16 protein-coding genes are annotated in these 14,197 nt (G+C 48.1%); 2 read left to right on the top strand and 14 right to left on the bottom strand.

Features of this window, described 5'->3' with window-relative positions:
* Positions 1-64 precede the first annotated feature (64 nt).
* The 4 genes from BM412_RS08630 to BM412_RS08615 form a co-directional block, all read right to left on the bottom strand.
* The gene (locus tag BM412_RS08630; protein WP_091216357.1) at positions 65-985 is read right to left on the bottom strand and encodes a LysR family transcriptional regulator; all 921 of its coding nucleotides are present in this window, start codon (positions 983-985) and stop codon (positions 65-67) included.
* 477 nt (positions 986-1,462) lie between these two features.
* Entirely contained in the window at positions 1,463-2,365 is a 903-nt protein-coding gene (locus BM412_RS08625) for an aminoglycoside phosphotransferase family protein (RefSeq protein WP_177245720.1), read from the bottom strand.
* A 134-nt stretch (positions 2,366-2,499) separates the two neighbouring features.
* Complete coding sequence (locus tag BM412_RS08620; RefSeq protein WP_091216352.1) at positions 2,500-3,264, bottom strand: SDR family NAD(P)-dependent oxidoreductase; 765 nt, start codon at positions 3,262-3,264, stop codon at positions 2,500-2,502.
* A gap of 155 nt (positions 3,265-3,419) precedes the next feature.
* Positions 3,420-4,250 carry a copper amine oxidase N-terminal domain-containing protein gene (locus BM412_RS08615; RefSeq protein ID WP_091220292.1) on the bottom strand — a complete coding sequence of 277 codons (831 nt, stop codon included), beginning with the start codon at positions 4,248-4,250 and terminating at the stop codon, positions 3,420-3,422.
* A 332-nt stretch (positions 4,251-4,582) separates the two neighbouring features.
* On the opposite strand from BM412_RS08615, the gene BM412_RS32480 reads away from it, so the two are divergent.
* Positions 4,583-4,918 (top strand): hypothetical protein, encoded by a 336-nt coding sequence (locus BM412_RS32480; protein WP_256256197.1) that lies wholly within the window; start codon positions 4,583-4,585, stop codon positions 4,916-4,918.
* Between the two features lie 9 nt (positions 4,919-4,927).
* Entirely contained in the window at positions 4,928-5,281 is a 354-nt protein-coding gene (locus BM412_RS32475; protein ID WP_371264806.1) for a DUF418 domain-containing protein, read from the top strand.
* Between the two features lie 76 nt (positions 5,282-5,357).
* Here the strand turns inward: BM412_RS32475 and BM412_RS08605 are convergent, their stop codons facing one another.
* From BM412_RS08605 to BM412_RS08560, 10 genes are all read right to left on the bottom strand, one after another.
* Positions 5,358-6,308 (bottom strand): VanW family protein, encoded by a 951-nt coding sequence (locus BM412_RS08605; protein ID WP_091216349.1) that lies wholly within the window; start codon positions 6,306-6,308, stop codon positions 5,358-5,360.
* Positions 6,305-7,423 (bottom strand): hypothetical protein, encoded by a 1,119-nt coding sequence (locus BM412_RS08600; RefSeq protein ID WP_091216346.1) that lies wholly within the window; start codon positions 7,421-7,423, stop codon positions 6,305-6,307. The genes BM412_RS08605 and BM412_RS08600 overlap by 4 nt, the downstream gene beginning before the upstream one ends.
* An 83-nt stretch (positions 7,424-7,506) precedes the next feature.
* Positions 7,507-7,998, bottom strand: coding sequence for a DMT family transporter (locus BM412_RS08595; RefSeq protein WP_091216344.1), 492 nt, complete (start codon positions 7,996-7,998; stop codon positions 7,507-7,509).
* Positions 7,998-8,696: a Crp/Fnr family transcriptional regulator gene (locus BM412_RS08590; RefSeq protein WP_091216341.1), complete on the bottom strand. Its 699-nt coding sequence runs from the start codon at positions 8,694-8,696 to the stop codon at positions 7,998-8,000. Before BM412_RS08590 ends, BM412_RS08595 begins: the two co-directional genes overlap by 1 nt.
* A gap of 35 nt (positions 8,697-8,731) precedes the next feature.
* Positions 8,732-9,157 carry a DMT family transporter gene (locus BM412_RS08585; RefSeq protein WP_091216338.1) on the bottom strand — a complete coding sequence of 142 codons (426 nt, stop codon included), beginning with the start codon at positions 9,155-9,157 and terminating at the stop codon, positions 8,732-8,734.
* A gap of 523 nt (positions 9,158-9,680) precedes the next feature.
* Positions 9,681-10,232: a dihydrofolate reductase family protein gene (locus BM412_RS08580; RefSeq protein ID WP_091216337.1), complete on the bottom strand. Its 552-nt coding sequence runs from the start codon at positions 10,230-10,232 to the stop codon at positions 9,681-9,683.
* A gap of 29 nt (positions 10,233-10,261) precedes the next feature.
* Complete coding sequence (locus tag BM412_RS08575) at positions 10,262-11,413, bottom strand: enolase C-terminal domain-like protein (protein ID WP_091216334.1); 1,152 nt, start codon at positions 11,411-11,413, stop codon at positions 10,262-10,264.
* 203 nt (positions 11,414-11,616) lie between these two features.
* A complete protein-coding gene (locus BM412_RS08570; protein ID WP_091216332.1) occupies positions 11,617-12,564 on the bottom strand; it encodes a hypothetical protein in 948 nt (315 codons plus the stop codon).
* Positions 12,565-12,579: 15 nt separating this feature from the next.
* A complete protein-coding gene (locus BM412_RS08565; protein ID WP_091216330.1) occupies positions 12,580-12,966 on the bottom strand; it encodes a hypothetical protein in 387 nt (128 codons plus the stop codon).
* Between the two features lie 12 nt (positions 12,967-12,978).
* The gene (locus tag BM412_RS08560) at positions 12,979-14,058 is read right to left on the bottom strand and encodes a mandelate racemase/muconate lactonizing enzyme family protein (RefSeq protein ID WP_177245719.1); all 1,080 of its coding nucleotides are present in this window, start codon (positions 14,056-14,058) and stop codon (positions 12,979-12,981) included.
* Between the last annotated feature and the right edge of the window lie 139 nt (positions 14,059-14,197).

Here is a 14,197-nt window from a genome sequence, read left to right as displayed (position 1 = left end):
TATGAGAATCAAAATGATAGATCAATATCGTTGTTTCTATGATAATGATAGTTAATATCTATGATTATTCTTCACTGTCACAGGCCTCCATCAGCTTGTCTTGCTTTAGTTGCTTGATATGCTCGGTCAACAGATCGATAAATCCGCGCGCAGCTTTTCCCATGTATTTATCCCGGAGATACACAATCCCGACTTCTCTGCATAAGGTTGGCTTCTGTACCGGAATATGGAGTAAATCATCATAGTTGTACATTTCGAGCAGCGTTTTCGATAAAACCGTACCTCCGGCCCCTGACCGAACAAGTCCGAATAATGATTCAATGGTCGTCGTTTCGATTAAGGGATTCAGTTTCAAACCAGCAATATTGCATGTCATATCGACTAACTGGCGGCATCGGTGGGTTTCCGGGAACATCACGATCGGCACATTGAGAATTTCGTCAAAATCAATGGCTGTACGGCCTGCATAAGGATGCTCCGCTGTTGCAACAAAATAAAATTTCTCGCTGTACAGGGGAATCGCATGCACCCGTTCATCCTCGACCGGCAGAATGGTAATGGCCAAATCCAGTTCGTTGGACAAGACGCGGTTTACGACATCTTCGACTCCGAAGATTTTGAGTCGGACTTTCGGATATTCGCGATGAAAATCAAGCAATAAGTTCGACACCAGTTGATTTAGCTCACCCGGGAGCGCTCCAATGGATAATGTGCCTCGCTCAATTTGCTGCAGCTCTTGAATTTGTTCCTTCGCGTTGGCTAAGTTGCCAAATACCAGCTTGCTCTGCTTATACAAAATCATTCCAGCATCGGTAATCGCAATTTTCTTGCCGATTCGGTCGAATAACGGAACGCCTATCTCGTCTTCAAGCGCTTTAATTTGATGGCTTAAGGAAGGCTGGGTGATGCCCAGCTTGACGGAAGCTTTGGTAAAATGTAATTCCTCGCATGTACGGATAAAGTATTCCAATTGTCTTAACTCCATGGGATCGGCCTTCTTTCTCCATATTCTTACTTACTATTCCGCATAGTCACATCGGTTATGAATCACTTTGAACCCACTATACCGTGAGGCTGCTTCATAGATCAATGCGGTCTCATCTATCATTTTGATAGTTTGCGTCTATGATACTGCGTCTTGATATACGAAGAAGAAGCTGCCAATTGACTTGGCAGCTTCTTCTTCCGCTATGATCCGTGCTTTGGCGTATGCCAGCTCTAACGGTTGCTATAGGGGTTAAATAACATAATTAGACCCATTTTATATGCTAACGGTTGCCAGAGAGCTTATTTGAACGGTTTCCACTCGGAATCGCCCCTTTTGCTGCAATTAACGTCTGTCACAACCGTTAGACTTTTAAAAAGGCATATTTTCATGAAATAGCCACGCTGGCAACCGTTAAAGTTTTGTTCATAAAGCAGAGACTTTGTGCTACAGGCCGAAGTATTGAAGAACGCTGATTTAACGCATGCTTACAACTTGGTCACATCGTTCCATCGCCCACGCGAGAACCTCTTCGTCTCGATCCCTGGCACTGGAATAGATGACATCAAGTCCAATGCGGAGCTGATAGCAACGCAGAACTTCGTATTGCTGCATAACTTCCTGATGCTGTTCCTGAATATACTGTGCTTGCACTTCCATACACTCGAGCCATGTACGCCAGAAGAAAATGTTGGCAATATCGTAGAGCGGATCGCCGATCATGGCTTCGCTCCAATCAATGACCCCGGTAATACGGCCGCCTTTCGTAAGCACATTGTTTGAGCCGAAATCACCATGGACCAGCTGTCGAACCTCGGGGCAATGCGGCGCAAAAGCTTCTATGACTTGCATGTAGGACTCGATCTGGCGAACATTAAGGCAGGGCTTCACTGCGTCCCAATCGTAGCTGCTCGATTCTGTAATGCTTCTGATGAAGTCACGCCATTTCCCGAATCGGCCCATGCCGTTCTCATTGAATGGACCATATCCATCGGTACCTTCCATCTTCGCGCTCGACATAGCTTCCAGTGCTTTCATGACGGGCACCGCCGCTGATAACATGTCAGAGCTATTCATGTCTTGCAAAGTAACACCTGGCACTCGCCGGGAGATGCAGTAAGCGTATGCGTCATCGAGTTCGCCGATGGTGATGATTTCCGGGATCGGCAGGTCCGCTGATGCGAAATGACGGTAACAATACTCATCTTTGCGAAAGCCTTCGGCAGAACGATTCACCCGAAGAATGTATTCACCGCCACCATATCTAATCGCGAATGCTTGTGACTCCTCTCCTTCTGCCACAGGCTCCCACCAGGATAAATCGCCTACATCTCGTACGACGGCCGTCATGATAGACGTAGGCGTCAATTGAGGCTTCATTTTAACTCTCCTTCCCCATGACCGTTTTCTTAATATTACAACAACTGAGATATTCAGGGTGATCATCCTGTGGAAATGAAAAAGAGCTACCGACTGGTAGCCCTTGTTTCGAATTCTAGTTCACAGTTAACTTATTACCAAGCGGACGCGCCGCCGTCGACTGCGTAATTGGCGCCCGTAATGTATGCCGCCCGGTCGGACGCGAGGAATGCCGCGAGTTCCACGATCTCCTCGGGTTGACCGAAGCGCTTCAGGAGCGTTTTGCTCGTAATCGCGTCGCGAGCTGCTTGGTTGTCACCAAGATCGCGGTCGCTGGCTGGGGTCAAGACCGGCCCGGAGCTAATGGTTACTGCTCGGATTCCATGCTTCGCGCCTTCAAGCGCAAGCTGCCGTGTCAATCCGATGACGCCGGCTTTCGCTGCGCAATGCGCCACCATCGGAGGAGTTTCACCCGCGATCATGCCGGCCACGGACCCAACGTTAATGATGACGCCGCCACCCCGCTGCACTAAGTACGGCCATGCGAATTTGGATACGAAGAAGGGGATGTCAAGCTCGCCGGTTACGGTCGTCCGCCAGTCTTCGATCGAGAAATCCGGCATAGGGCCGAAACGCTGCATGGCCGCATTGTTGTATACCACGTCGAGCCCGCCATAAGCAGCCACGGTACCTTCTACGAGCTGCTTCACTTGTTCCGGGTCAGTGAGATTGATCGGGGCGATACCCGTCATCTCGCCGCCGGCCCGGCGTACCATCTCGACCGTCTCGTTATTGGCTTCTGTCTGGATATCGCATCCGACCACTTTGGCGCCTTCTCGCGCAAAAACCAATGAGGCGACGCGACCCATGCCGCCTCCGGTGCCGGTGATAAGCACAACCTTTTTGTCCAGCAGGCCCATTGAATGTTGGTTATTGATTTGCTTACCCTCCTGAATTCGTTCTTACTTTCAACTTATAATATTGTTAAGAACTTCCTCATTTATTCACCTCTTCATTATCCCTTGGTAGCCTGCAGCGAGAACGTGAGTGGAATATGGTTGTCAGAGTACCCTTGCTATTTCGCATCCGTTCGTTTCTCATTTTCAATGGGAAACACGGCATTATCCGATTGATCCCGATAGAATCTTCCTAACATCGTATCATTGCCTTCGGCATCCACTTTGCCGTAGGTAAACACGCCACTCATATATTCATTCATGAAATAGACCATGCCTTTAAAGGACGGTTTCTCCCCCCATTCACGAATGGACACCGCATCATTCTGCCATTTCAGAATGGCTAGACCGTCGTCATTAATTTCATAATACTGGTCGCAGTATCCTGAGAAACTCATCGTAAATTGCAGCGCTTCTCCTTCGGGAAACGTGTAACTGTTATAATTGTACATTTCGCCATCATGACATTGCGGTGCTTCCCCTAGGATTCTTGCAGCCTGAAGTGCAAGTTGGCGCGCCTCAGTCAAATTCCCATGCATCAGTTGCTCATATTCGGCCTGGCCGGTTGGTGTCCGGACAATGACTTGCTTATCTTTATCGCTAAATTTGACATTAGCACCAAGCGTCTCGCTGATGAACCTCAGTGGCACATAAGTCAGTCCATCCTTATTGACGACCGGAGCATCAATAAGTACTTTTTTGCCATTAACGGTAACGGTCTTCTCCCCTTCGCGGAGGTAGACAATCTTGCTGTTGTCTTTGGTGTGAAACATCACGGTGTGCGTCTTCGAATCATAAGCGAATACAAGCCAGGCAGGATCAGTTAGCGCTCTTAATTTTACAAGTGTTCGTCCGTTTACCGTAATCGTATGATTCTGATACTGTCCGTTGACGTAAACGGCAGTCGATGTCGGACTGAATGCAGTAGCAGCATCCGCGTGCGTATTCATTAGCAGAAAACTCCCCAGTATCACGAAGCCAAGCGTATGTAAGAACCATTTCTTCAGCGCAACCACACTCCCATGATCTTCTAATTTCTTACAACTATATGACGGAATTTTCCAATAAAAGTTGCGGATGAAGCTAGTGCTAATCACTTGATTGGCTCTTTATTCGTAAACTGCTCCGAAGGCGGGGCTGGTGGCTGCTTCTATTTGGTTTTGTACATGCCATATCGCTTTTAGACTTCACGATCGGGCTGTATGGCATGGCTACTATTCTCTTCGTCTGGTTCCTCCGTTTATCGGACAAGAAGTTGATCTAGATTGCCGCAACAACCCTTTTGCTTGCTGCACTTCTGGGTTCTGAAATCATTCGCGGTGAATACAGCTGGGAGCAAGCTCACACCTCTACTGGATTAGCTTCTTCGGCGGGCATCGTGGAAATTATGATAACCAGAGCATTTACCTGGGCATTCTTCAGTGTGATTCTACTGCATCAAGTTATACCGGCTATGGCGTTTGGCATCTGGGCAGGACGGAAGAAGCTGTTGGATCAACCGGAGCAGCACCGCAGCATACTTATGTGGACAGCAGCTGTCGGTATTGCATTGTCGACTATCGGCGGCATCCCGCTGTCGCTAATGTCTTCATTGGTTTGGGATTCCCCCTCACATTAAGCAAAAGCCATTGCAGGTTCCATTCATAACATAACCGGATATGCCGGAGGACTTGGTTGGGCAGCTCTGATTGGATTAATCAGTGTGTATCCGAGGGGAATAATTGTTAGCAAACTGACTATGGCGATTGCAGCACTTGGTCAGCGATCGTTAAGTTTTTATCTATTCCAGTCCATCGTCTTCTATATCGTATTTAGCGAGAGAATTGGAGGACTTGGTGCTAGCGCCGATCAACTCGGCAGCGACATTGTCGCTTGGCTGACATGGTTCATTTCCATTCTAATGGCTATATTCATGCAGCGCGCAAACTACGCCGGCCCAGCAGAGAAGCTGTTACGCAGATTAAGCAATAAGAACACCTGACTGTCTTGGGCTTCTACATTGCCCCTTAACAGAAAACCGGACTACCCTCATGGAGTAGTCCGGTTTTTTGCTTACCTTATCGATTCCAATCTATGAACGGATCGATTCTTTCCTTCTCTTCCGCAGATGCGGAGATTTCCTCCGGCAGCTGTCCAAATGACATACCGGGCACGCTGCGCGGTTTGTATTCGATGACGTCGGAGGAATAGATGGCCACAAACAATTTACCCGGGACTGCATGAGCACGGATAAGGATCGGCTGGTTATAGCGATTCTGGAAAGTAAAATCAGGACCGTCCCAGCTTACCGTCGCATCGCGCCCCGGCCTCACATAAGGTACGTTTCGGCTGTGTGAATAACGCTGGACGATGTGCAGTCCGGCACGGTCCGTTGCATTAAACAGCGTAGAGGAAACCTGGCAAATCCCCCCGCCGATTCCTTCGGATAATTCACCTCTAACAATGATCGGGGCTTCGAGGTACCCCTTTTCTCTTGTACGCCTGCCGACAATTTTGTTGAACGAGAATGTCTCCCCAGGGAAAATGACCGTATTGTTAATCGCTTTGGCCGCCAATCCGATGTTATGCGAACGGTTTTTGTTGCGGCTGTTGTAATAGGTCGCATATTGGCCGATTGGCTTTTCCTTAATGTTCGCCAACAGTTCGCGGTCAACCCGCGGATAGACGGGGGCAAGCGGTGCATCGAATGCGACTGTGCCTGTGCCATAGAAGAACCCATAAAACTTCTCGGTAAACAGCTTCTGATCCAGCCGATACCCGTTCTGTTCCGGAGTAATGCCTCCTCGATCATTAATGATTGCGTTACGAGGAGCTTCGTAGCTCTGCCTATCCAACGTCTTAATAAGTTGGTCCAGTTTGTCCAAATCCACCATTGTAAAACCGGGCGATGCAAAATCATCGCGGTAAATGACGACGGGCGTCTGCCCCCGAAGCGACACGGATAGATGCTCGGTGCTTCCACCTTGTTGGATCATCCACAATAGACTGGTCATCAAGAGCCACTTCATAAGGCGTTCTCCACATAATCGATTTTCCAACCTTGCCATACGGTGCTTCTACGCAGTTGAAAGACGAACTTATTCTCGGTCTTACGAAATCCATCCCGGTAAATGACCGCTCGGACCGGTAAATCGATCGCGAGCAAATCGGATGTATCGATTGCCGCGTAATCGGACTCTCTGCGGATGGCAATAATGCCGGCCGCCATCTGCTTCAAGCTTTCCAACTGCTCATGGTTGCGATGCGGGAATAACGTCGTCATAATTTCTGGATCACGCTGATTGATTGCGATAAAGAACAACTCCACAACGTCGCTGGGCGAAGTCTGCTGCACATATTGTTGAAGCCTGCCGGCCGCCTTGTGCACCATTGTCTGGTGATCCGGATCAACGGTCCCGGTCTTGTGCGTGCTGCTCCCCAGAAAATGAATGCAGAAATGCCCGTTAAAGTCGTTGTCCGGAATTCCGTCTCCCCCATGCGGCATGCCGTGCATGGAAGCGGCGATCTCTTGGTCGTCTTTCACAACCAGAATGGCTCTTCTTCTCCAGCTCCATTTCCCTTGGTAAATCTGTTTCATGATTTCCGTGTCATGTTTCGTCAACGGCTGGACGTCTGCATGCGTACTTCCGGCTCTACGCTGTACCTCGAAATTTCGGCCGGTTTCCAAATCGATAACGGTAAATACCGATTTCATCGTGATGATTTGTTTAGCTTCAGGCCAGGCCAGCAATTGACCGTAATGCTTCGATTTCAGTTTCGTAATATAATCTTTAAGCGTTTGTTTCCTATCTCCTCGAAGCTGAATCGTCCTCGAATTCTCCTCATCGTACAACGCGTAGGACTGGTCGATGCTGTAGCTTTTATTATCGATCATTAAATATGTATCCGTTACGGGGACATAAGCGGTTTGCTGCGTTATGCCATCTGTAACCGCGTCGACCCATTTCTTAGTATCAATTAACATCGTAGATACCAGCGCTGCATGCGGCGATGCTTTGACGACCAGCTGGACAGAAGCTTGTTCTCTCCCTGTGCGTGCAATGGCCTGCTTGGGGTCGCAAATCAACACAAATAAGGCGATACCAAGCAGGAGCAATCGATAAGTTCCTTTCCCTTTCAGCATGTCTTCTTCCTCCTAATTAACACTATCTCTAAAAGGAAGAGAAACGATGCATGGAAAAAACCACCAAAGAATGGGCTATAGGATCATGTATTTTGAACTACCGGATACCCGTTCGCGTTATCAAACACCGCAGATTTAGCTTTTGGCTTGTATTTGAATACTAAGAGGCCTGCGATCAGCGCAGTAATGCCAATTGCTTTTTGCCAGCTGAAAGGTACTTGCTCTAAACCGAACCATCCCGCTGAATCCCACCATACCGCGCATACCATCTGGGATGCCATAACAATCGCTGTCGCTGCACTGGGGCCGATTAAGTTAACGCTCTTAACTACGCTGGTGACAACGCCGATTCCAATTAATCCGCTGAACCAGAACCAGATCGGCATTACCTGCCAGTGCAGAAATTCCGCGCCTTCAACCGCCAACCCCATGCCTGCCGATGCGATAAATCCCATCCCCAGCACCAGTGCCGTAGTGGTATGCGAGTGAACGGATGCACTCACTTTGTTATTGAACAACGTTTGCACGCTGACCAGCATGCCTGCCAGTAGAGCTAATAAAATGCCAATAAACACTATGTTCCCCTCCGATCGCCATTCTCGTATATATTCCGTCCGGCAGCCGCTTCCAGTCCCGGTCGGTCCTTAATCACAAGTTTGCCGCGACTCCGTTCCAGCAGCTGTAAACGGCAGAAATTCAGAATGACCCGATTCAAATGCCGATAACTGGTGCCGATTAGGTTCGCCATATCTTTTAAATTCGCTGTACTGACTTTTGCGTTTAACGGGGTCGTCACCGAGAGCAAGTAACTGGCAAGGCGGATTTCAACCGGATACAACAAATTAAAGCTCAGTGCTTCTGATTTGCTATAAAATTTCTCCGAGATCATTTTCAGCATGAACTGCAGGAACGGAACTTCTTCCCGGTAAAGCGGAAGCCATCGTTTATGGAAGCCGATTGCATCCACCGTCGTGACGGCCGTTACGGTATTGAGAATGTTCTTGCCGCTCAAACATTCAATTTCTCCAAGTACATCGAGAGGCGTAGTAAAGCCAAGCAGCAGAGTATTGCCTTCCGTTGACGTGGTATAGACCTTTACTTTTCCATGCATGAGAAAGAAAATCTGCTCCGGTACCTCGCCTTGTTTACAAAGGGCCTCATCCGCATCGAATCGGTACAACACCAAATGCTGCCTCAGCGCATTCGGGAAAACCTGGTCGAGCGCATATTGCGCGAGGTAAGTTTCGATTTGATTAGCATCCATTTCCTTCATTCCCGCACCACCTTCCTATTCGCCAGTCTAGCCGCTTAGAAGGATAAACATAAGATGCCTGTTATCATGAGCATAATGCCGATCCATTGCGGCGCTCGCAGACGCAGCACGCGATCTCCGAACCAACCGGCTTTCTCCATTCCGAGCGTCGCTAAGATTTGAGATATTAACATCGCCGAGACGGTGACGGCAGCGCCATTGTGGTGAAAGGCCGTAATCGAGCTGAAAATAATAAAAGCCGCAAGTGCTCCGCCGAGACGATAATGCAGCTTCACTTGGTTCAGATTCCTCCACGATCGGTCTCCTGTTATCCATATGATGAGCATGGCCGCAGCAAACCCTGTACCTTGCGTTAGAGCTGCAGCCTGCCAGGATCCAATCAAATCCCCGATTGCCGCATTGGCCGTACTTTGCAAGGTTATAAATACGCCGCCTAATACAGCCAATATGATCCCTTTCATTCCTTACCTTCCTCCTCAACCAACACATGCTCTCCTTATTTAACGCCGTGCGGCCGATTCTGAAAAGGACATATGTCCTAAATGGGAAGATACCTTGTTAAAACTAAAAAAGACCCGCAGATGCGAGTCGAGTTTTTTTATGCGAAGTGTCGGACTGGCCTCTCTTAACTCGGCAATGGCCGATAGTGGAGAGAGCAAAAAAGGCGTCCTACAGTCACCGTTAGTGACTTGGACGCCTTTTTCAACGATATGCAACTATCTATTAATACCCTTTGTTTACTCCTCCAACAACTGGGTACGAAGGACCGCCACCATATCCACCTAAGCCGCTTCCCATACAACCACAGAATACAATAACTAACAAGATAAAGAGTACCAAAATAACTCCCGCACTAGTAAAAGCTCCACCTACACCGGACAATGAACTGCACCTCCTGGGGTTTAACGTACTTTGTATGTTATGTCCCTTATGGTGCATTGGATTGGGTGTTTGGAGGGGGTCAATTGCTTCGGGTACAGCTGCCTACTCCGCCAACTGATAGATCAATTGTACAACTCCGGAAGAGAACGACCTCGTATGCTTCAACTTTAGATTCAACCTTTGTTTACTCTCATTAAACATCGGAGTTCCTTCTCCCAGCAAAACAGGGTGAACCGATAATCTGAATTCATCAACCAGACTTAAATGGATAAATGTCGTAATGAGATTAGCCCCGCCATAAAGCCAGATGTCTTTACCGGGCTGGTTCTTTAGATGGTTGACTTCTTCAAGAATATTGCTGTTTATATAGGTGGCATTGTTATCTGTACCGGTAAGTGTCTTAGAAAACACATATTTCACTTTGCCGTGAACGAGCTCCCACATTTCTTTTTCAGTCTCGCCCGATTCCATTGGAGGCGTGTATTGTCCCCATAAATCATAGCTTTTTCTGCCATACAAGATTGTATCGATTTGAGTTAGGAAATCGGTAAACCCCATCTCAGGATCCATAATGCACCAATCAACTTCCCCATTTTTCCCTTCTATAAATCCATCTAAAGTAACGGCTAAATCTAAGATGATTCTACGTTTCATGTGTGGTTACTCCTTCTGTTCAGCGCGGATTACTTGGACCAACCGGAACGCTTAACAAGATTGGACACCAGTTCGTCGTCGAAGTCAATTCCAAAGCCCGAAGTGGCAGGAATGTGGAACTCTCCGTTTTCGATACGATACCCGGATACGTCCATTCCTTCAATGGCAATGTCGTCGTATTCCACAAATTCAAAATTACGCACGGCAGCCGATAAATGACCCGAAACATAAATACCGTAGGCATTGCCGTAACAATGCGGCGCAGACCGCAAATCATGCGCATCCAACTTCTCGCCTAATTCCATCCAATGCGTGAAGCCTGGCCAGATAATATCGTATTGCAGTACATCGACTCTGCCGCGAATTGCCCAGTCAACAAGATGAGGCGAGGCCAGTCCTTCCCCATCCGCAATAAGGACATGTTGTCCGCGTTTCAAGAGCCAGTCCTTTAGATCCGCATACAAGGCGTCATCTTCATGAAACGCTTCTTCCAACCAATATAGATTCACATCCGTCAACGCTGCCAAGACCTCTTTGGTCAAGTTCAAATTATAGGCGTTATTCGCATCGATCATGATTTTACCCGTCGGACCTGCAACTTCCGAGATGCCTTGCACGATCGCGATATCGCGCTTCGTTCCTTCCCAGAGCGGCATATGGCGTCCGCCTCGGCCGACTTTTATTTTGAAATGACGATGACCTTTGTCAAATCCTTGTTGCGCTTGGTCTTGCATCAATGCAACTGCGGATTTCTCATCGGACAAATGCAAATCGTCGAAGTATAGCGAGGTATCGTAACAAGGGACAATCAGCGGAACTCCCCTCTCGAAGTGTGCCCCCGCTACCAAGTCATACACGGGTTTTCCAACTCGCCGCCCCAGCCAATCCAGAATAGGAAATTCCAATTGCAAACGATATTCTTCCCTCAGTCTGCCCCGATCGTCGAATAAGTCCGCTAATCGGCGACCTATGATGGCTTCAGCCCATTCCGGTGTAATATGAATGGAACTGCCATAACCTGTTTGTCCATCGATTGTAATCCTTGCGATATCCACGGAGCATGTTTTGCCATGAATGCCGATTCTTCCATTGGCCCCCGCGCTTCTGGCTCGTTCTCCCGTTAACTTGGCGAATTCGATTCGTTCCACTTTCCAATCCGATAAAATACCTGAAATGTTCATAGGATCCTCCAGTGCCGACTCGGCGGCTTCTTGTTACGATTTGATCGTGAAGGTGACTAGAAATTATTGCCAACATCGCGACCATACCTTAAGTATTCATCAGGCGATTAGACAATCCTGCCATTTCGACCAATTCATTCTTCCATGACTCCAACAAAAAACAGCCGATCCCTATTACCGGCTGCAAAAATGTCTGTTATTCCTCAGTTTGTATGCTGGATGAACTGCTGCACGGCCTGCTCAAGCAGCTTAGTCCGATTGAGCAATCCTTGAAATCGCCCGCTAGTGGAGGTAATGGCGATGTACTCCCCCGGCGATTCCAGGATAGTCTGGAAATTAGCGTTGTCGAGCTTCAATTTCTTCACATTATTGGATTGGAGCAGGCTCACATGCAGATCATCACCCAGGAGCTCCTCAATCATTACGCCGTCGATCCAGTGAGCATGCTCGAAGGTGTTTTGCAGGGATTTGATATCTACCCACTCTGTATTCGATTTCAGCCCCGCGTTCTTCCCGGCTTTCTGAATGAGCTGCAGAAACTTACGAAGAAGCAAGACGAACGGTTCCCCGCTTCCTAACTCCCCTACATTCGAAGACACGGATTCATCAGACTCTCTTACAACGGCAGCGTAAGCGTCGGCGTAGGCTTCTTCAAGCCAAGGATATTTCTTAGCGAGTGCCCAACGTATGGAGGCAGGTGTAGTCCAGCCGGCAAATCGCTGTTGATTCGCTTGATTGGATTCCACGAATACGATTGAACGAATCCCTTTTTGCCGAGCAAAAATGATGGCCATGATGTATAGACGCGATGTCAGCCATTTGCGCCCATCCCCAAGGTTGATGATCGTATAATCCGAATTGCCTTTCGAGAACAACTGATCGGACATGCTATTCACAGAGCTGGTGTACGTCCCCATATCCTCTGCCAAGTGATCGCTCAAATCTAATTGATTCACAGACCACGTAGGCGTATAGGATTCCGCTTCGAAGCGTTCAATCGAGATGCCGGCAAAATCAATCTTCTTCACATTCTTGAACATGCCCTTTATCAGATCAGGCAAATGCTTACGGAAAATCAACAGAATGACCAATGTCACGATCGGCCACATGATGGCCGAAACCATTGTGGCAATTTCCAGGTTAACGGTCATTGTTCACCCGCTTTCCTATGATCCAATAGCCACGAACACACTCGTTACAAGCATCAGCACAGATACCGGAGCCCAAATTCTTCTTTCCCACTTGCTCCTCGTAATTAGGTTTAATACTGCGGCAATCATCGAGAAAATCACTACGATCCAAATCCCCGACTCTACAAACGAATGCCAATTAGCAAGTATTAAGCCTGATTTACTCAAAACAATTGCAGCCAGAAACGCGAGAAGGACAATCTGAAATAAAGCAGCGATACGCAAAGCAGGCGGCAATTTCCCAGGGAACTTTCCTCCCATTGCAATACTGCCCCAAGGCAGGCCTGCAGCAAGGGCAAATTGAAAGAGAATGACGGCTCCGATTAAAATGGCATATATAATTGCTGACACCTCTATGTACATAAGAGCCCCCAATCACAAGACGGCATATTTCTGTAAAATCTCATCACGAAACTTTAACCCATGTCCCGGGCGATCCCAAACGTGAACCATACCATCCTTGATCAGCGGGACATCTTCGAACAAATCGTCATACCAATTCATGTACTCGATGTAAACACCGTTGGGAATAGCGGCAAAGATCTGAATTTGAAGCTCCCATGCCAGATGCGGCGTAACTGGGAGACGATTGGCACTTGCCAAATTGGCGATGCGAACGGATTCCGTTATCCCACCTGCTCTTAGGTTGATCATCAATATATCTCCGGCTTTTCTATTGATCAGCTCGCGAAATCCGTATCGCGAATACTCGGTCTCGCCCGTCGTGATCCGAATATCCAGTGCCTTGGCTACCTCCGCGTGTCCAATGATATCGTCCGCGGGGACGGGTTCTTCGAACCAGTAAACGCCGAGCTTTTCCAGCTCTCTACCGAATCGAATGGCCGTAGCCACATCCAGCCCCTGGTTTACATCGACCATAATGTCGATATCCGAACCCAGCGATTTTCTAACGGCTTCCACTCGTTTGAGATCGATTTTCAAATCCGGGAATCCGGCTTTCATCTTGAAGGCTTTAAACCCGCGAGAAACGTAACCTTCAGCTTCCTTCACGAGTTCTTCCTCAGATAAGGACATGAATCCCGCACTGCCGTAGGCTTTCACTTGATCCGTGTAAGGGCCGAGCATGCTATGAATCGAGGTATGCTGCCGTTTACCGGCCAAATCCCATAGGGCGATATCCACCGCGGAAATCCCGTAAAGCACAACGCCCTTGCGTCCGATCATGTTGAGTGCCCACCAGAGCTTCTCCCAAATCTTATTCCGATATAGCGGGTTCTCGCCGATCAGCAAATCGGCAATGTCTCGATCCATGCAAGTTTTGATTGTTTCGCCGCCTTGACCCAGGATAGGCAAATAACCCATGCCGGTAATCCCTTCATCGGTTTCAATTTCAACTATGATTGCCGTTCTTTTCGTAATGACAAAAGTCGAAACTCGAATGGGGGTATGGAAAGGTACGGATACTAGCTTCGTTTTTACTGCAGTGATGATCATAGTCAGTTGTCCTCCCATTTCAGATACTTCAATCTATTCGCGAGATGAAGCAAAAAGAAGCTGGATTTAAGCTGCCTATTCACGCAAAAAGACAGCGGATCTCTACGAATCCGCTGTCTATATTAGCTAAACTTCATGA

The sequence above is a fragment of the Paenibacillus sp. BC26 genome, from assembly GCF_900116125.1.
In the GTDB taxonomy this organism is placed as follows: Bacteria; Bacillota; Bacilli; order Paenibacillales; family Paenibacillaceae; genus Paenibacillus_Z; species Paenibacillus_Z lignilyticus.
This window is presented reverse-complemented; position numbering and strand designations above follow the sequence as displayed.